The organism is Micromonospora sp. KLBMP9576, assembly GCF_050941805.1.
GTDB lineage: Bacteria > Actinomycetota > Actinomycetes > Mycobacteriales > Micromonosporaceae > Micromonospora.
Genome location: NZ_CP194567.1, coordinates 4,593,696 through 4,611,229, shown reverse-complemented (window position 1 = coordinate 4,611,229; position 17,534 = coordinate 4,593,696). Strand labels below are relative to the sequence as shown.

Below are 17,534 nucleotides of genomic sequence, written 5' to 3'. Positions count from 1 at the left end.
CTACAACTGAGGTACGACGATGGCTGCCCCGGCGCGCTCGTAGCCCTCGTCTGCCCTGTTCAGCCGCCTTGTCGGGGTGCCGTTGGCGCCGGCCGGACGGGACATGGCAGGGTGGTCCGGTGACCGACTCCGTACCCGCCGACCGGGCCGTGCCCGGCGCCGAACTCGCCGGCCCCGCCGACGCCGCCGACTGGCTGACCCTGCCGGACGTGGCCGAGCGCCTCGACGTGTCGATCAGCAAGGTCCACCAGATGATCCGGGACGGGGAGCTGATCGCGGTGCGCCGCGACGGCATCCGCCGGATGCCCGCCGACCTGGTGGCCAACGAGACGGTGCTCAAGCACCTGCCCGGCGTGCTCAACCTGCTCACCGACGCGGGCTACGACGACGAGGCCGCGCTGCGCTGGCTCTACGAGCCGGACGACTCCCTGCCCGGTGCCTGTGCCGCGAAGGCGCTCGGCGGCGACCAGGCCCGCGAGGTGAAGCGCCGGGCCCAGGCCCTGGGCTTCTGACCCCACCCGACCTTCCGTTCGCCCTGCCCTCTGGCACCCTGCCGACGGGACACCTAAGCGACGCGCCGACGCGCTGAGGGCGAGGGCGAGCAGACCTTGGTGAGAAAGGGCCCTCGAAGGGGCCGTTCTTTACCAAGATCTCCGCAGCGCGCCGTGTTGACCTCGGGCAGGGAGCCGCTGCGAGGGGTGCGACTCCGCCCCGGCTGGTGCTCGCCCCGGCTGCCGCTGCCTGCGGGGCACCGGGAGGGGCGAGACGGGAGTCGGGGGATCGCGGCGGCCGTGGCCGTGTGTCGGTCAGTCGGCGCGGCGGGTGGCGGCGACGGCCAGGTCGACCAGGGCCTGCCGGGCCTCGGTGTCCAGGTCGACGGCGTCCAGCGCGTCCAGCGCCGTGTCGGTCAGCGTCCCGATTCGCTGCTCCGTACGCGCCAACGCCCCGCTGCCGTCGATCAGCTCGCGCAGCCGGGCGACCCCGGCCCCGTCCAGCGCCGGGTCGCCGAGCCCGTCGAGGAGCAACTTCCGGCCCACCCCGTCGATCGTCTCCAGGGCGGCCGCCACCAGGTAGGTCCGCTTGCCCTCGCGCAGGTCGTCACCGGCTGGCTTGCCGGTCTGCGTGGGGTCGCCGAAGACCCCCAGCACGTCGTCGCGGAGCTGGAACGCCTCACCCAGCGGCATCCCGTACGCGGAGTACGCCGCCCCGATCTCCGCGGGCGCGTCGGCCAGGGCGGCGCCGAGCAGCAGCGGTCGTTCGATCGTGTACTTCGCGGACTTGTAGCGGGCGACCTTGCTGGCCCGCTCGACCGAGGTGTCCCCGGTGACCTGGGTCAGCACGTCGAGGTACTGCCCGACGGTGACCTCGGTGCGCATGGCGTCGAAGACCGGCCGGGCGCGGGCCACCGTGCGCGGGTCCAGCCCGGCGGAGTGCAGCAGCTCGTCGGACCAGACCAGGGACAGGTCGCCCAGCAGGATCGCCGCGGCGTCGCCGAAGCTGTCCGCGTCGCCGCCCCAACCGGCCGCCCGGTGCCGGGCCGCGAACCGCCGGTGCATCGCCGGCTCGCCGCGCCGGGTGTCGGAGCGGTCCATGAGGTCGTCGTGGATCAACGCGCTGGCCTGCACGAACTCCAACGCGGCGAGGGCGGTGACCACCTGGTCGGTGTCGACCCCGCCGGCCCCCCGGAACCCCCAGTAGGCGAACGCGGGCCGCAGTCGCTTGCCGCCGCCGAGGACGAACGCCTCGATCGCCTCGGCGAGCGGAGCCAGGGCGTCGTCGACCCCGGCCATCCAGGCGCGCTGGTCCGCCAGGAACTCGGCCAGGGCCTTGTCGACCCGTTGGCGCAGCCCGGCGCGGTCGACGGGGGAAACATGAGCAGCGTGGGTCACGCCACGACGCTAGCCGGTCGGGATGGATCCCGTCGCGCCACCGGGGGGCCGACGCGCCGTACGCCACCCCTCCGGTGTCCGTCGGCCGACCGGCCCGGACGTCGGCCCCGAGCGGGGCAGGTACGCGGCGGCCGTGGCGGCGAGCGCCCGGTAGCGCCGCACGGCGGGCTCGTCGCCGTGCCCGGCCAGCCGCCTGCGTACCTCGGCCAGCTCGCCCAGCGCGCGGGGCGACCCGGCGCGCACCGCGTCGAGCAGCGCCTCGCCGGCCACCGCGCAGGCCCGTTCCACCTCGCCGAGTTGCAGGTAGCCCCGGGCCAGCCAGCCGCCGTAGATCGCGGAGGTGCGGGGGCTGCGCCGCCGGACGGCGTGCAGCGGGGCCTCGGCCGGGCGCGGTCGGCCCAGGGCGACCAGCGTGCGCCCGGCCATCGCGGCCAGCTCCGGCCCGTCGAGCCAGTAGAGCCACGGCGGCTCCCGGCCCGGCTCCGGCGCGTCGGTCACCCGGCGGGCCGCGTCGAGCGCCTGCCGGGCCGCCCCGGCCCGGCCGGCCAGCGCCGCGGCCAGGGCCACCCGGTGCAGCAGCAGGGCACGCAGGCCGGGGCTGGCCGATCCCCGTGCCCCGGCGTACGCGGTGCGGGCCAGCACCAGCGCGTTCCCCGGGTCGCCGCTGCCGGTGAGCAGGTGGCTGGCACAGCCGAGCACGTGCCCGGCGAGCCCCGGGTCGCCGGCCGTCGCGGCGGCGCGCAGCGCCAGCCGGTAGGTGCCCAGCGCGCCGGCGGCGTCCCCGGCGTCCGCGGCGAGCCAACCGGCGAGTTGGGCGGACTCGGCCAGCTCCGGCAGGAGCCGGCGGCGCGCGGAGGGTCCGCGCCCGGACATCGACCGCACCGCCCGCCCCAGCCGGTACGCCCCGAGACCGGCGAGGTCGGCCCCGCCGACCAGGTCGTCGAGCCGGCGCAGCTCCGCCAGCCGCACGGGCCCACCCCACCCGCCGGCGGCTTCCCGCGTCGCCGCCGTGGGCGGGCCGGGCAGCAGCACGGCACGGGGGTCGGCCAACCACCGCTGGGCCAGGGCGAGCAGCGCGGCCCGGGGCCGGGACCCACCGGAGGCCGGCGGCGCACCCAGGTCGCGGGTGCGGGCCGCGGCGGCGGTCAGCAGGTCGACCGGCACCGCCAGGACGACGGCGAGCCAGCCGAGCCAGAAGTCGCCCGGGAGGCGCAACTGCCGCTCCCACCGGGAGACCTCGTGCCGGCTGAGGGTCGGCACACCGGCCGCGGCGCAGAGCTCGGCCGCGACCCGCGACTGGCTCCAGCCGTGGGCCAGCCGGAGCCGGGCGAGCAGCGGCCCGAGCAGCAGCGGGCCGGGCGGCGGGGGCGGGGTCATCGGTCCTCCGGACGGGTGTCGGCTCGGCGGCGGCGCGGGGTCCCGCAACGGGACCCGGTGCGCCACCGGTGGATGCTGACCCCCGCGCGTGCCCCCGGCGGGCCCGCCTCCGGCCGGACCCGCCCCGCGCAACCACATGACTACTCCGTGGGTACGACGCTTCGCCGACGGCGCTACGCGCGGTGCGGCGTCCGCCGGCGTGGGAAGCGCTCGGTCCCCGGCGGCCCGGCCCGCTAGAGTCGTGGCGTGGCGCTCGGTCTCCCATCGGTCCTCCCCAATCCGCAGCCGGCGATCGGGGAGCTGATCCGTGAGCGCCGACCGACGTTCTCCTTCGAGTTCTTCCCGCCGAAGACCGCGCAGGGCGAGCGGCTGCTGTGGCAGGCGATCCGCGAGTTGGAGTCGCTGCGTCCGTCGTTCGTCTCGATCACGTACGGCGCGGGCGGGTCGACCCGCGACACCACCGTCGCCGTCACCGAGCGGATCGCCACCGAGACCACCCTGCTGCCGATGGCCCACCTGACCGCGGTCAACCATTCCGTGGCCGAGCTGCGCCACGTCATCGGCCGGCTCGCCGGGGTCGGGGTGCGCAACGTGCTCGCCGTGCGCGGCGACCCGCCGGGCGACCCGGGCGGCGACTGGGTGTGCCACCCCGAGGGCGTCCCGTACGCCGAGGACCTGGTCCGCCTGGTGCGCGACGCCGGCGACTTCAGCGTCGGGGTGGCCGCGTTCCCCTACCGGCATCCGCGCTCGCCCGACGTGGCCAGCGACACGGAGCACTTCGTCCGCAAGTGCCGGGCCGGCGCCGAGTTCGCGATCACCCAGATGTTCTTCGACGCCGACGACTACCTGCGGCTGCGCGACCGGGTCGCCGCCGCCGGCTGCGACACCCCGATCCTGGCCGGCGTGATGCCGGTGACCCAGATCGGCACCATCCAGCGTTCGGTGCAGCTCTCGGGGGCGCCCTTCCCGCCGGCCCTGGCCGAACGGTTCGCAAAGGTCGCCGACGACGCGGAAGCGGTGCGCCGCCTCGGCGTCGAGCAGGCCAGCGAGATGTGCCGGCGGCTGCTCGACGAGGGCGTGCCGGGGATCCACTTCATCACCCTCAACCGCTCCACCGCCACCCGGGAGGTCTGGCGGAACCTCCAGGTGGGTGCACGGTGACGACCCCGCCGCCGCGACACCTGAGCAGCGGTGCGACGGTTGTTCCGTGGTGGGCACACAGCTGAACTGGGACGAGTACGCCACGGCCTGGGCGCGCCTGCACGGGGGCTTCGACCCTCGTGCGGCGACGCCGGTCGTCCGAGCCTGGCTGCGGTTCGCGTACCACGTGGGGTTCGTGTTGGGTCGGCTACGGGTCGGCCCGACCCCGGTCACCGTGGTCGGGGTGCTGCTCTGCGCCTGCGTGCCGCTGTTCGTCGTACGGCCGCAGAACGGCCCCTTCCTCGCGGCGCTGTTCGTGCTGCTGGCCGCCGTGGCGGACAGCGTCGACGGCGCGGTGGCGGTGGCCACGCACCGGACCACCCGGCTCGGCTACGTCTACGACTCCCTCGCCGACCGGCTCGGCGAGATCGCCTGGCTGGCCGCGTTCTGGTTGATCGGGGCGCCGGGGGCGCTCGTCGTGACCGCCGGTGCGCTCTCCTGGCTGCACGAGTACGTCCGCGCCCGGGCGGTCTCCGCCGGGATGCGGGAACTCGGGGCGGTGACCGTGGGGGAGCGCCCCACCCGGGTCTCGGTGGCCCTGGTGGGGTTGCTGCTGGCCGGGCTGACCGGGCTGATCGAGCCGGACCTGGCCGCCGGCACGATCACCATGGCGACCGCCGTCTGGGTGCTGCTGGCGGGGTTCGGCCTCGGCCAACTGCTCTCCGCCGTCCGCCGGGCCCTGATCGACGCCGACTGACCGGCGGGCCGTCCCCTACCAGGCCGGGCCGATGTCGTCGGCGACGATCTGGGCGGAGAGCGTCACCATCGGCAGGCCGCCCCCCGGGTGGCCGGAGCCGCCGACCAGCCACAGCCCGTGCGCCGGGCCCCGGTTGGCGGGGCGCAGCAGGCCGCCCGCGGTGCCGTAGATCGCCCCGCCGGGCGCGCCGGTCGCGTCGTGCAGGTCGGCCGGGGTGCGGACCTCCCGGAACACCAGCCGGTCGCGCACGTCGACGCCGCGTTCGGCCAGCACGTCGAGGACCCGGTCGGCGTACGCCTCGGCGAGGCCGGGCCGACGCCAGTCGACGGCGCCGGGGGCGGTGCCGTGCCGGGGGGCGTTGACCAGCACGAACCACGCCTCGTGGCCGGCCGGGCGGACCACCGGGTCGTCGGCCACGGTGACGAAGACGGTGGGGTCCGCCGCGGGTCGGGCCCGTACGCCGCGCCCCGGGTCGCCGAAGACGGCGTCGAACTCGGCGTCGTAGTCGCGGGGGAAGAACACGTTGTGGTGGGCCAGCCCGGAGTCCCCGGCGACGCCGAGCAGCAGCACGAAACCGGCCAGGCTGCGGTCGGCCAGCCCGGCCAGCCGGCGCGGGTCGGGCAGCAGGTCCCGGTAGAGGGTGAGCGCGTCGACGTTGGCGACCACCACGTCGGCGGGGATCGGCGCGGTGCCACCGCGCAGGCGTACGCCGTGCACCCGGCCGCCCGCGGCGTCGATGCGGGTGACCGTGGCGTCGGTCCGCACGACCACGCCGAGGTCCAGACACCGGGTCAGCAGCGCGTCGGCGAGCGTGCCCAGCCCGCCGCGCAGGTACCAGCCGCCGAAGGTCAGCTCGGCGTAGGGCACGGCGACCAGCGCGGCCGGCGCCCGGCGCGGGTCGGCGCCGGTGTAGGTGGCGTACCGGTCCAGCAGCATCCGCAGCCGGGGGTCGGACAGGTGCCGTCGGCCCAGCCCGCGCAGCGTCCGGCCCGGGCCGATGGCGGCCAGGTCGCCCAGCCGCCAGGCCAGCGCGGCCAGGTCCAGCGGGGAGTCGATCGGGCGGCGCAGGATGTCGCGGTGCGACGCCTGCCACACCCGTGCGGCCCGGCGCCACAGCCGCTGCCAGTCGTTGGCGGCCCGGTCGCCGAAGGCCGCGCCGATCCGGGCGGCGAACTCGGCCGGGTCGGCGCACGAGTCGAGGGCCGGGCCGCCGCCGGGGAAGACGTGCCGCACGATGGGATCCACCGGCGTCAGGTCCAGGTACTCGTCGAGTTTCGCGCCGGTCGCCTCGAACAGCTCGTGGAAGACGTCGGGCAGGGTGAGCAGGCTCGGCCCGGTGTCGAAGTGGAACGGGCCGGCGGGGGTGTCGTGGACGTACCGGGCGAGCTTGCCGCCGACGGTGCCCGCGCGTTCGAGCACGGTGACCTGGTGTCCGGTGGCGGCCAGCCGGGCGGCGGTGGCCAGGCCTCCCACCCCGGCGCCGACGACCACGATCCGCGCCATGGGCGTGCCTCCTAGGTGACGGGGCGGCCACGCCAGGAGAGGCGACGCCGCTTTCGCAGATGGTACGACCGCAGGGTCAGCCAGCCGAGGACCACGACCGACACGGGGTGTGCCAGCGCGTCGGGCCACCACCGGCCGCCCGTCGCCCGGGCGGTGACCGCCCGCCCGGTGACCCCGAGCAGGTAGGCGGCGCCGGCGGCGGCGGCCACCGCCGGCGCCCCGGCGGCCAGGGCCGCCACCGCCAGCAGTGGGGGAGCGGTGTAGAGCAGCAGCAGCGCGCCCACCACGGCGGCTGCGGCGGCGGGGTGGCCGAAGGTCGCCCAGAGCGACTTGGAGTAGCCGTCGCGTAGCTGCGGCCAGTCCTCGTACATCCGGCAGGCGGCCAGCCGCGAACCGTCGGCGAGGGCGATCCGGCCACCGGCCCGCTTGACCGCGCGGGCCAGCTCGATGTCCTCCAGGATCTTCTCGGCCACCGCGGCGTGCCCGCCGGCGGCGTCGTAGCCGGCCCGGTCCACGACCAGGAACTGCCCGCCGGCGGCGGCCAGCGACGGCCGCCGCGAGCGCTCCATCGCCCGCAGCGGCAGGAACGTCAGCCACAGCCACTGCAACAGCGGCTGGACCAGCCGGTCGGCCGCCGTCGCCACCAGGATCCGGGGGTACGGCGACAGCAGTGTCGCCCGCGCGGCGCGCAGCTCGGTGACGGCCGCCGCGACCGCGTCCGGGGCGAGCACCACGTCGGCGTCGACGAAGACCAGCGCGGTCGCCGTGGGGTCGGCCCGGGTGGCGAGCTGCCAGCAGGCGTGCGGTTTGCCCAGCCAGCCCGGCGGCGGGGCGACCCCGTCGAGCAGGGTGACCCGGGGATCGTCGCCGACCACCGCGCGGACCACGTCCGCGGTGGCGTCGGTCGAACCGTCGTCGAGCACCACCACGCGCAGCCGCGGCACGCCCCGCTGGGCGAGCAGCGCGCGCAGGCACGGGGTGACGCGCCCGGCCTCGTCGCGCAGCGGCAGCAGCACCGCCACGCACTCGGTGACCGGTGCCGGCCGGTCGGCCGGGCGGCGCAGCCAGCGGCCGGCGTTGACGAGGGTGTGCGCGGTCAGCGCGGCCACGGCGAGCAGCAGCGCGAGGACGCCGGTCATGCCGTCGCGTCGACGCCGGAACGCTGCGGCTGGCGGGGCTGGCTTCGGTCGCCGCGCCGGGCGCGCAGCAGCGTGACGGCCAGCGGCACGGCGGCCACCGACATGCCGACCGCGCCCCAGAGCGCCGAGGCCGGCAGGTCGAGGAAGACCGCGTGGGCCAGCACGCTGGAGAAGTACGTCCACAGCCAGAGCGCGAACATCGGGGCGTCCCGCCCGTCGGTGGTGGCCACGGCGGGCCCGGCCAGCGGGCGCAGCGCGCTCATCACCAGCACGGCGAAGAGCAGCCAGCCCAGGTAGTTGCTCACCGGGATGCCGGGCAGCCCGGGCAGGGCGGGGGTGGCGTCGCGCCAGACCCAGTAGCCCTCGGCCACCATCTGCGGGTCGAGGAAGAGGTCCCAGGCGGCCAGCCCGACGGTGGCCAGCGCGATCCGCCGTAGCGGGAACGCGCCGCCGCGCCCCGCCGGCCGGCCGGCGGCGCCCCCGGTCAGCCGGGTGGCGGCCAGCCAGGCCGGCCAGGCCATCCAGGTCCAGGCCAGCGGGATGATCAGCGGCACCCCGGCCAGCTTCGGCCCCAGCTCGCCGGAGTAGTCGTAGCTGCCGAACGGGAAGCCGGTGGCCACGCCGAGCGCCTCGATGGCGAACCCGCCGAGCGTGGCCACCGCGACCAGCGCCGCCGCCGTACGCGGGCCCCGGCTGAGCAGCGCGTGGCCGACCGAGAGCAGGTAGCCGAGCACGACGGTGGCGACGGTCAGCCGGGCCCGGGTCTCCCCGGTGGTCAGCGGGTAGCAGATCTGCGCCAGCACCAGCACGGCCAGCAGCGCCCAGGAGAGCCGCCGGGTCACGACGCGGCCCCTCCGGGCGGGGCGGGTGCCGGGGGTTCCAGCGGCAGGGCCCGGCCGAGCACGCCGAACGGGCGTTCGTCGCCGGGGAAGTGGAAGTCGCGCAGGACGTCGGTGAAGCCGAACCGGCGGTACAGCCGCCAGGCCCGGGACCGCTGCTCGTCGGCCTCCGGGGTGGAGAGCAGCGTGGTCGTGCCCTCCGCGAGGCTGAGCAGGGCCCGTAGCTGACCCGCGCCCAGGCCGTGCCCCTGCGCGGGCGGACGGACGTGCAGCTCGACGACCTCGAAGCAGTGGGTCAACCAGCGCTGCCGGGCCGGGGTGTCCAGTGCCCGCCAGACCTGGTCGTGCCACCACTGCCCGGAGGCGCCCAGGTAGCCGTAGCCGAAGCCGGCCAGGCGGCCCTCGCTGGTCAGGCTGGCGACGGCACGGAAACCGGGCCGGCGTACGTGGCTGGCGATGTAGCCACGCCGGGCCTCCAGCAGCTCCGGACGGTATCCCATCGCCTCGCCGTAGACGGCCACCACGTCGTCCAGCCGTCGGACGAGATCGTCCGGGGTCCACCGCACCAACCTCATGCCCGCGCATCCTCCGCCGCTCCCGGGTCGCCGTCCGCGACCCACCCCAGCACCGCCCGGTCACCCACCACGTCGCGCACCTCGAACCGCGCGAAGAGTTCCTCCGCGTACCAGCCCTCGGTGGGGGTCCGCATGATCGCCGCCCGATGCTCGGGGTGACGGTACGCGAACGCCACGAGGTCCGCCGGAGCACGCCACACGCTCACGGTGCCCTGCCAGCCCAGTGGGGCCTCGCCGACGCCGAAACGGGCCAGCAGGCCGGGCGCGGCGTGCAGGGCGGCGGCCACCGGGGGGACCGCCCGCCAGAAGGTGGCCGCCCGCCGTGGCCGCAGCCGGGCCCGGGTCAACGCCAGCACCGGGCCGGTGACCCGGCCGCCGGGCGGCTCCCCGAACGGCCGGTGGCCGGACCACTCGCCCCGGCTGCTCAGCGGGCGCAGGTCGACCCGTACGTGCGCGCGGGCGAGCCGTGCCCAGGCCCGTCCCACCGGCGAGCCGTCGAAGCCGCCGGCGGCGGCGGCGGAGTCCCACACGGTCAGCGCGGCCCATCGGGTCAGGTCGGCGTCGCCCGGCCCGAAGCCGGTGCCGGTCCCGGTGCCGAGCAGCTTGCCGAACCGCACACCGGGCAGCGCGCGCAGTCGACGGGGGTCGACCGCCATCCGGGCCAGCGCCCGGGGCAGCGCGGCGCGGGAGGTGCGCCACACGTGCAGCGTGACCAGCTCCGGTACGCCGCTCACGCCGCCGGTCCCGCTCACGCCACCTCGGCCGGGGCGCCGCCGGTGACCCGCAGCAGCTCCGGGTACGTGGTGGGGAAGACCGCCTGCGGCACGCCGCCGGCCGCCCAGACCTCGTCGTACTCCCGCAGCGCGGTGTCGACCAGGGTGCGCAGCGGGCCTGGGTGGCCGACCGGGGCGACCCCGCCGATCACCTGCCCGGTGTGCGCGCGGACGAACTCGGGGGCGGCCCGGCGCAGCCGGGTGATCCCGAGGGACGCGGCCAGGCCGACGGTGTCCACCCGGTGCGCGCCGGAGGTGAGCACCAGCAGCGGCACGCCGTCCGCCTCGAAGACGAGCGAGTTGGCGATCTGGCCGACCCCGATGCCGAGCGACTCGGCGGCGGCCGCGGCGGTGTGGGCGGCGTCGGGCAGCAGGCGGACGACGCTCGGCGCGCCGGACCCGTCCCGGGCGCCCGCGGCGTCGAGCACGTCCTGTACCGCCCGTACGTTCGGGTGTGACTGCATGCCGGCCATTCTTCCCGGTACGTCGGGCGACGGCTCATCCGGTCGGACCGTACGGATCAGTCCGGGCGCCACGACGCGGTGGCGTCCGGCGGTCCCGGCGCGCGACGGCGGCGCGCCACGCGTTGCATTTTCGTCGGCGGAAGGGTGTACTGTCAGCATCAGTTAGAACGAGTGTTCGATTGACTCGAACGCCCGTTCCAACGACCCGGGCGGTGTTTCGCGGCACCGGCCCGGGCGGTGCGGCTCCGCGGGCCGCACCTGGGTCTCGGGCAGTCGCGAGCCCGGTCCCGTCAGGCAGGAGCGTCGCCCGCCGCCCACGACCCCCGGGCGGCGGGCGACGAACCCGCCGGCAGCGCCGGCCGGGTGTGGTGTGGGGAAGCATCCACACCCGGCCGGCCACCCCACCGGTGCGTCTTCCTCCGCACCATTCGACCCGGCGTCCCGCCGTCGGCCCAGGGGCCGTCCCGCTGGCGACGCCTCGGCCACGCGGAGGAGACAGTCCCATGCCGACCAACCCGGCTCAGGCACCGACGGTGCCGGCGCACGTGCTGCCGCACCGCACCCCCACCCAGCTTCTCGCGGTTGCCCGGCACGGGCTGGCCGAGGCCGCCCAGACCCGTCCCGACGGCCTGCGTTACGCGGCGGCCCACCTGGCCGCGCTCCGGGCGGCCGCCGCGGTGCTCGCCGCCCGTGCGCGTCCCTCGTCCACCCGCCGTAACCGCGTCACCAACGTCTGGGTCCTGCTCTCCGGCGTCGCCCCCGAGCTCGACGAGTGGGCCCGGTTCTTCGCCCTCGGGGCCGGCAAGCGGGCCGCCGCCGAGGCCGGCATCCCGCGGGTCGTGACCGCCCGGGAGGCCGACGACCTGCTGCGCTCCGCCGAGCAGTTCGTCACGGTGGTGGAGACCGCGCTCGGCGTGGCCCACCAACCGGCGCTCGACGGCCTCGCGGCCTGACCCGGGCGCGCCGCCCGTCCCGGGCGGTGTCCGGGCGCACGCACGTCTGATCCGACAGCACGACGGGGGGTAGGTCCGATGGCGGGCCGTATGGTGGTCGGTTCCGCCGCACTGGCCGCGCTGGTGCGCCCGGCGAGCGCACCGGACCTGGCGACCGGTCACCGGATGTTGCCGGTGGCCCCGGAGCTGACCGGGCTGCTGCCCAACCGGGGGCTGCGACGGGGCAGCACGGTCGCGGTCGCCACCGGCCAACCCCGGCGCAGCGGCGGCACCTCGCTGGTGCTGGCGCTGCTCGCCGAGGCGTCCCGGTCCGGCTCGTGGTGCGCCGTGGTCGGGGTCCCGACGTTCGGGGCGGGCGCCGCCGCCGAGCTGGGCATCGCCCTGGACCGCCTCGCCCTGGTGCCACACCCGGGCCCGGAGTGGGCCACCGTCATCGCCGCGCTGATAGACGGGGTGGACGTCGTGGTCACCGCCGTGCCGACGGCGGTCTCCGCCCCGGTCGCCAACCGGCTGGCCGCCCGGGCCCGGCAGCGGGGCAGCGTCCTCGTGCCGTACGGGCAATGGGCCGGCGCGGACGTGACCCTGCAGGTGGTCCGGGGTTCCTGGGAGGGGCTCGGGCCTGGGCGGGGCAGGCTGCGTCGCCGCGAGGTCACCGTCTCCGCGCGCGGACGCGGGGCCGCCGCCCGCCCCAGGGAGATCAAGGTCTGGCTGCCCGGGGACGGGCTGACCCGGCTCATCCCCCGCTCCGCTCCTCCCACCGTCGTCTCCGTCACCGGCCGGTCGAGCGCGGGGCGTCTCCGCCCGGTCGGCCCGACCGTCGCCGCCACGCCCCCCGACCCGTCGCCTCGCGGCGCGCTCACCCTGGTCGGCCCGGCGTGACCGGCACACCGGTGCGCACCCTGCTGCTCTGGTGCCCGGACTGGCCGGTGCTCGCCGCGGAGATCGTCGACGGGGTGCCCGCCACCGACCCGGTGGCCGTGCTGCACGCCAACCGGGTGGTCGCCTGCTCCGAACGGGCCCGCGCCGAGGGGGTGCGCCGGGGGTTGCGCAAACGGGAGGCGCAGGGGCGCTGCCCACAGCTCACCGCCGTCGAGCACGACCCAGGGCGGGACGCCCGGGCGTTCGAACCGGTGCTCGCCGCCGTCGAGGAACTGGTCGCCGGCGTCGAGGTGGTACGCCCCGGCGCGTGCGCGGTGGCGGCCCGGGGGCCGGGCCGCCACCTCGGGGGCGAGGAGATGGCCGCCGAGCGGATCATCGAGCACGTCGCCCAGACCTGCGCGGTGGAGAGCCAGGTCGGCATCGCCGACGGGGTCTTCGCCGCCGGGCTGGCCGCCCGCGAGGGGAGGGTAGTTCCGCCCGGCGGGACCCCGGGTTTCCTCGCCGACCTGCCGGTCGAGGCGCTCGGCCGGCCGGCCCTGACCGACCTGCTGCGCCGGCTCGGCGTACGCACCCTGGGCGACTTCGCCGCGCTGCCCGCCGGCGATGTGCTGGCCCGGTTCGGCTTCGACGCCGCGCTGGCCCACCGGCTGGCGGCCGGGCGGGACCACCGTCCGCTCGTGGTCCGAGAACCCCCGGTCGACCTCGCGGTCACCGCCGACCACGACGAGCCGCTCGACCGGGTCGACGCGGCGGCCTTCGCCGCCCGGGCGCTGGCCGAACGGCTGCACGACCGGCTCGCCGCGCACGGGCTGGCCTGCACCCGGCTGGGCATCGAGGCGGTGACCGCGCACGGGCAGGAACTGCACCGGGTCTGGCGGCACGACGGGCTGCTCACCGCCGCGGCCATCGCCGACCGGGTGCGCTGGCAGCTCGACGGCTGGCTGTCCGGCAGCACCGGCCGGGCCGGCACCCGCCCGACCCGGCCGACGGCGGGCATCATCCGGCTGCGGCTGGTCCCGGACGGGGTGATCGCCCAGGCCGGCCTGCAACCCGGTCTGTGGGGGGAGACCGGCGAGGATCGGGAGCGGGCGCACCGGGCGTTGAGCCGGGTGCAGGGTCTTCTCGGTCCCGAGGCGGTGGTCACCGCGGTGCTCGGCGGGGGGCGAACGCCCGCCGACCAGGTGCGCCTGGTGCCGTGGGGCGACGAACGCCTACCGGCCCGGCCCGCCGCGCCGCCGTGGCCGGGCCGCCTGCCGCCACCCGCGCCGGCCGTGGTGCTGCCCGACCCGCTCGCCGCGCTCGTGCACGACGCCGACGGCGAGCCGGTCGCGGTCAGCGCGCGCCTCCAGGTCAGCGCCGAGCCGGCCCGGCTGACCGTGGGTGCCGCCCGGCCGGTCGGGATCGTCGGCTGGGCCGGTCCGTGGCCGGTCGACGAGCGCTGGTGGGCGCCGGCCGAGGCCCGCCGCCGGGCCCGGTTCCAGGTCAGCCTGGCCGACGGTACGGCACTGCTGCTCGCCGTCGAGGCCGGTCGCTGGCTGGTGGAGGCGATCTATGACTGAGCGCCCGCTCCACCCCCGCCGCCCCGGCCGGTGCGGTGCCCTGTCGGCGTGCCGCCCCGGCGGCGGGCGGGCCCTGCCGAACTGCCCCGTTGACGGGGTCACCGGACGCCGACTCTCGGATCTTGGAGAACTCCGGCCCCTCCGGAGGCCGAAATCGTCCAAGATCTCTCCGGCCGTCCGTTCGGAGGGGCTCCGATGAGCTTCCACAACCCGGAGCTGCCCTGGTCGGAGCTGGAACGGCTGCTCTCCGGCCGGCCCGGCGCCGGGCGCCCGACCCCGGGCCTGCCGGGCACGGGCCTGCCGAGGAAGGGGCGGGACGGTGGGGCCGGCGGCCGGGGGCGCGACGAGCGGCACCTGCACGCGGTCGATCCGCTGGCCGTGGACGCCGACGGCGGTGACTCGCCCGCCTGGAGCCGTCGACGGGAGCACTACCAGCCGCCCGAGGTGGCCCGCCCCGACGACCCGGTGCCGTACGCCGAGCTGCACGCGCACACCAACTTCAGCTTCCTCGACGGCGCCAGCCATCCCGAGGAACTGGCCGAGGAGGCGGCCCGGCTGGGCCTCACCGCGCTCGCCGTCACCGACCACGACGGCTTCTACGGGGTGGTGCGCTTCGCCGAGGCGGCCCGGGCGCTGCACCTGCCGACGATCTTCGGCGCCGAGCTCTCCCTGGACCTGCCCGGCCCGCAGAACGGCGAGCCCGACCCGCTCGGGCGGCACCTGCTGTTGCTGGCCCACGGCCACGAGGGGTACGCGCGGCTCGCCACGACCATCGCCCGCGCCCAGTTGCGCGGCGGGGAGAAGGGCCGCCCGGTCTACGGTGAGCTGGAGGAGGTCGCCGCCGAGCTACGCGACCACGTGCTGGTGCTCACCGGCTGCCGCAAGGGGCACGTGCCGGCGGCGCTGCTCACCGAGGGGGTGGACGCGGCGGCCCGCGAGCTGGACCGGCTGGCGGCCCTGTTCGGTCCGGAGACGGTGGCGGTGGAGCTGACCGACCACGGGCACCCGGTCGACGCCGACCGCAACGACGCGCTCGCCGAGCTGGCGGCGGCGGCCGGCCTGCCCACGGTGGCCACCAACAACGTGCACTACGCCACCCCGGGGCGGCGGCGGCTGGCGAGCACCGTCGCGGCCGTGCGGGCCCGACGCAGCCTGGACGAACTCGACGGTTGGCTGCCCGCGGCCGGCACCGCCCACCTGCGCGGCGGGGCCGAGATGGCGGCCCGGTTCGCCGCGTATCCCGGTGCGGTGGCCCGGGCCGCCGAGTTCGGCGCGGGGCTCGCCTTCGACCTCCAGCTCGTCGCGCCCCGGCTGCCGGCGTACCCGGTGCCGCCCGGGCACACCGAGATGAGCTGGCTGCGCCACCTGACCCGCGCCGGCGCCCGCGAGCGCTACGGCCCACCGGAGGCGCATCCGGGGGCGTACGCGCAGCTCGACCACGAGCTGGACATGATCGAGGCGCTGGGTTTCCCCGGCTACTTCCTGGTGGTCTACGACATCGTCACGTTCTGCCGTGAGCAGGACATCTACTGCCAGGGGCGGGGCTCGGCGGCAAACTCGGCGGTCTGCTACGCGCTGCGGATCACCAACGTGGACGCCGTCCGGCACCGGCTGCTCTTCGAACGTTTCCTCGCCCCGGAGCGCGACGGCCCGCCGGACATCGACGTGGACATCGAGTCCGGCCGCCGGGAGGAGGTGATCCAGCACGTCTACGCCCGCTACGGCCGCGAGCACGCCGCCCAGGTCGCCAACGTCATCTCGTACCGGCCCCGCTCGGCGGTGCGGGACGTGGCCAGGGCGTTCGGGTTCTCGCCGGGCCAGCAGGACGCGTGGAGCAAGCAGATCGACCGCTGGGGGTCCGTGGCGTCCGTCGACGTGGCGGACATCCCGGAGCAGGTGGTCGCGTACGCCGACGAGTTGCAGACCTTTCCCCGGCACCTGGGCATCCACTCCGGCGGCATGGTGATCTGCGACCGGCCGGTGATCGAGGTGTGCCCGGTGGAGTGGGGGCGGATGCCGGGCCGCAGCGTGCTCCAGTGGGACAAGGACGACTGCGCCGCCGTCGGCCTGGTCAAGTTCGACCTGCTCGGGCTCGGCATGCTCTCCGCGCTGCACCACGGCTACGACATGATCGGCCTGAGCCTGGATCTGGGCGACATGACGCTGGACGATCCCGAGGTCTACGACATGCTCTGCCGCGCCGACTCGGTGGGGGTGTTCCAGGTGGAGAGCCGCGCTCAGATGGCCACCCTGCCCCGGCTGAAGCCCCGCGAGTTCTACGACCTGGTGGTCGAGGTGGCGCTGATCCGGCCCGGCCCGATCCAGGGCGGCTCGGTGCACCCGTACATCCGGCGCAAGAACGGTCAGGAGCCGGTGACGTATCCGCACCCGCTGATGCGCAACGCGCTGGAGAAGACCCTCGGCGTGCCGCTGTTCCAGGAGCAGTTGATGCAGCTCGCCATCGACCTGGCCGGCTTCGACGCGGCGGGGGCCGACCAGCTGCGCCGGGCGATGGGCGCCAAGCGCTCCGCCGAGCGGATGGCCCGCATCGCCGACCGGCTCTACGCGGGCATGGCCGAGCGGGGCATCACCGGCGAGCTGGCCGACGACGTCTACCGCAAGCTCTCCGCGTTCGCCAGCTACGGCTTCCCGGAGAGCCACGCGATGAGCTTCGCCTACCTGGTCTACGCCAGTTCCTGGCTCAAGCGTTACCACCCGGGGCCGTTCCTGGCGGCGTTGCTCAACGCCCAGCCGATGGGTTTCTACTCGCCGCAGACCCTGGTCGACGACGCCCGCCGGCACGGGGTGCAGGTGCGCCGGCCGGACGTCAACGCCAGCGGCGCTCTGGCGGTGTTGGAGTCCACCCCGCAGACCCGGTGGGGCAGCGTGGCGGGGGAGCCGCCGCACGCCTGGGGGCTGACCGGGCCGGCCGTCCGGCTCGGGCTGTCCGGTGTGCGTACCCTCGGCGGCGGGGTGGCCGAGCGGATCGAGGCGGAGCGGGCGGCGCACGGGCCGTACCGCGACATGCCGGACCTGGCCCGGCGGGTGGGTCTGGCCGCCGGGCAGCTGGAGGCGCTGGCCACCGCGGACGCCTTCGCCTGTTTCGGGCTGTCCCGGCGGGAGGCTCTCTGGGCCGCCGGCGCGGCGGCGCAGGACCGGCCGGGGCGGTTGCCGGGCACGGTGACCGGCGTCGCCGCGCCAACCCTGCCCGGGATGGAGGCGGTGGACCGGCTGGTCGCCGACGTCTGGGCGACCGGGCTGTCGCCGGAGAGCCACCCGGTGAGTTTCCTGCGTCCCCGGCTCGACGTCCTCGGTGCGGTGCCGATCGCCCGGCTGGGGCGGGTGGAGCCGGGGCGGCGCATCCGGGTCGGTGGGATCGTGACCCACCGGCAGCGGCCGGCCACCGCCGGCGGGGTCACCTTCCTCAACCTGGAGGACGAGACCGGCATGCTCAATGTCACGTGCTCCCCGGGGCTCTGGCAGCGCTACCGTCGAGTTGCCCGCACCAGCAGCGCGCTGGTGGTGCGGGGGCGGTTGCAGCGGCACGAGGGAGTCACGAATCTCACTGCCGACCGGCTGGACGCGATCGAGGCGCCGGTCAGCCCCGCCTCCCGCGACTTCCGCTGACGGCAGTGATCCACGTTACGGTTTCCCGCGCCCGATGGAGGGACACTCCAGCTCGCGCGG

At 76.5% G+C, this 17,534-nt stretch carries 15 protein-coding genes; 7 read left to right on the top strand and 8 right to left on the bottom strand.

Annotated elements, in window-relative coordinates; translation table 11 throughout:
• Nucleotides 1–119 precede the first annotated feature (119 nt).
• Nucleotides 120–512, top strand: a complete 393-nt coding sequence (locus tag ACQ452_RS20125; RefSeq protein ID WP_433386670.1) for an Rv2175c family DNA-binding protein — start codon at nucleotides 120–122, stop codon at nucleotides 510–512.
• 294 nt (nucleotides 513–806) lie between these two features.
• Here ACQ452_RS20125 and ACQ452_RS20120 read toward each other — a convergent pair whose 3' ends face one another.
• Together ACQ452_RS20120 and ACQ452_RS20115 are read right to left on the bottom strand one after the other, a co-directional pair.
• Nucleotides 807–1,889, bottom strand: a complete 1,083-nt coding sequence (locus ACQ452_RS20120) for a polyprenyl synthetase family protein (RefSeq protein ID WP_433386669.1) — start codon at nucleotides 1,887–1,889, stop codon at nucleotides 807–809.
• Nucleotides 1,890–1,898: 9 nt separating this feature from the next.
• On the bottom strand, nucleotides 1,899–3,266 hold the full coding sequence (locus ACQ452_RS20115; RefSeq protein ID WP_433386668.1) for a helix-turn-helix domain-containing protein: 1,368 nt from the start codon (nucleotides 3,264–3,266) through the stop codon (nucleotides 1,899–1,901).
• 246 nt (nucleotides 3,267–3,512) lie between these two features.
• Between ACQ452_RS20115 and metF the strand changes: the two genes are divergently transcribed.
• Together metF and ACQ452_RS20105 are read left to right on the top strand one after the other, a co-directional pair.
• Entirely contained in the window at nucleotides 3,513–4,427 is a 915-nt protein-coding gene (metF, locus tag ACQ452_RS20110; RefSeq protein ID WP_433386667.1) for a methylenetetrahydrofolate reductase [NAD(P)H], read from the top strand.
• Between the two features lie 46 nt (nucleotides 4,428–4,473).
• Nucleotides 4,474–5,163: a CDP-alcohol phosphatidyltransferase family protein gene (locus ACQ452_RS20105; protein WP_433386666.1), complete on the top strand. Its 690-nt coding sequence runs from the start codon at nucleotides 4,474–4,476 to the stop codon at nucleotides 5,161–5,163.
• Nucleotides 5,164–5,178: 15 nt separating this feature from the next.
• Here ACQ452_RS20105 and ACQ452_RS20100 read toward each other — a convergent pair whose 3' ends face one another.
• The 6 genes from ACQ452_RS20100 to ACQ452_RS20075 are packed head-to-tail and all read right to left on the bottom strand — an operon-like array spanning nucleotide 5,179 to nucleotide 10,456.
• Entirely contained in the window at nucleotides 5,179–6,666 is a 1,488-nt protein-coding gene (locus tag ACQ452_RS20100) for a phytoene desaturase family protein (protein ID WP_433386665.1), read from the bottom strand.
• 11 nt (nucleotides 6,667–6,677) lie between these two features.
• Nucleotides 6,678–7,805, bottom strand: coding sequence for a glycosyltransferase (locus tag ACQ452_RS20095; protein WP_433386664.1), 1,128 nt, complete (start codon nucleotides 7,803–7,805; stop codon nucleotides 6,678–6,680).
• Nucleotides 7,802–8,647, bottom strand: coding sequence for a carotenoid biosynthesis protein (locus ACQ452_RS20090; RefSeq protein ID WP_433386663.1), 846 nt, complete (start codon nucleotides 8,645–8,647; stop codon nucleotides 7,802–7,804). The genes ACQ452_RS20095 and ACQ452_RS20090 overlap by 4 nt, the downstream gene beginning before the upstream one ends.
• Nucleotides 8,644–9,219 (bottom strand): GNAT family N-acetyltransferase, encoded by a 576-nt coding sequence (locus tag ACQ452_RS20085; protein ID WP_433386662.1) that lies wholly within the window; start codon nucleotides 9,217–9,219, stop codon nucleotides 8,644–8,646. Before ACQ452_RS20085 ends, ACQ452_RS20090 begins: the two co-directional genes overlap by 4 nt.
• A complete protein-coding gene (locus tag ACQ452_RS20080; RefSeq protein ID WP_433386661.1) occupies nucleotides 9,216–9,971 on the bottom strand; it encodes a monooxygenase in 756 nt (251 codons plus the stop codon). The genes ACQ452_RS20085 and ACQ452_RS20080 overlap by 4 nt, the downstream gene beginning before the upstream one ends.
• A complete protein-coding gene (locus ACQ452_RS20075) occupies nucleotides 9,968–10,456 on the bottom strand; it encodes a YbaK/EbsC family protein (RefSeq protein ID WP_433386660.1) in 489 nt (162 codons plus the stop codon). The genes ACQ452_RS20080 and ACQ452_RS20075 overlap by 4 nt, the downstream gene beginning before the upstream one ends.
• Nucleotides 10,457–10,959: 503 nt before the next feature.
• Between ACQ452_RS20075 and ACQ452_RS20070 the strand changes: the two genes are divergently transcribed.
• The 4 genes from ACQ452_RS20070 to ACQ452_RS20055 all read left to right on the top strand — a co-directional run bounded on the left by ACQ452_RS20070 (nucleotide 10,960) and on the right by ACQ452_RS20055 (nucleotide 17,474).
• The gene (locus tag ACQ452_RS20070) at nucleotides 10,960–11,409 is read left to right on the top strand and encodes an SAV_6107 family HEPN domain-containing protein (RefSeq protein WP_433386659.1); all 450 of its coding nucleotides are present in this window, start codon (nucleotides 10,960–10,962) and stop codon (nucleotides 11,407–11,409) included.
• A gap of 78 nt (nucleotides 11,410–11,487) precedes the next feature.
• On the top strand, nucleotides 11,488–12,288 hold the full coding sequence (locus ACQ452_RS20065; RefSeq protein WP_433386658.1) for a hypothetical protein: 801 nt from the start codon (nucleotides 11,488–11,490) through the stop codon (nucleotides 12,286–12,288).
• Nucleotides 12,285–13,847 carry a DNA polymerase Y family protein gene (locus tag ACQ452_RS20060; RefSeq protein ID WP_433386657.1) on the top strand — a complete coding sequence of 521 codons (1,563 nt, stop codon included), beginning with the start codon at nucleotides 12,285–12,287 and terminating at the stop codon, nucleotides 13,845–13,847. The genes ACQ452_RS20065 and ACQ452_RS20060 overlap by 4 nt, the downstream gene beginning before the upstream one ends.
• A 195-nt stretch (nucleotides 13,848–14,042) precedes the next feature.
• Nucleotides 14,043–17,474: an error-prone DNA polymerase gene (locus ACQ452_RS20055; RefSeq protein WP_433386656.1), complete on the top strand. Its 3,432-nt coding sequence runs from the start codon at nucleotides 14,043–14,045 to the stop codon at nucleotides 17,472–17,474.
• Nucleotides 17,475–17,534: the final 60 nt, after the last annotated feature.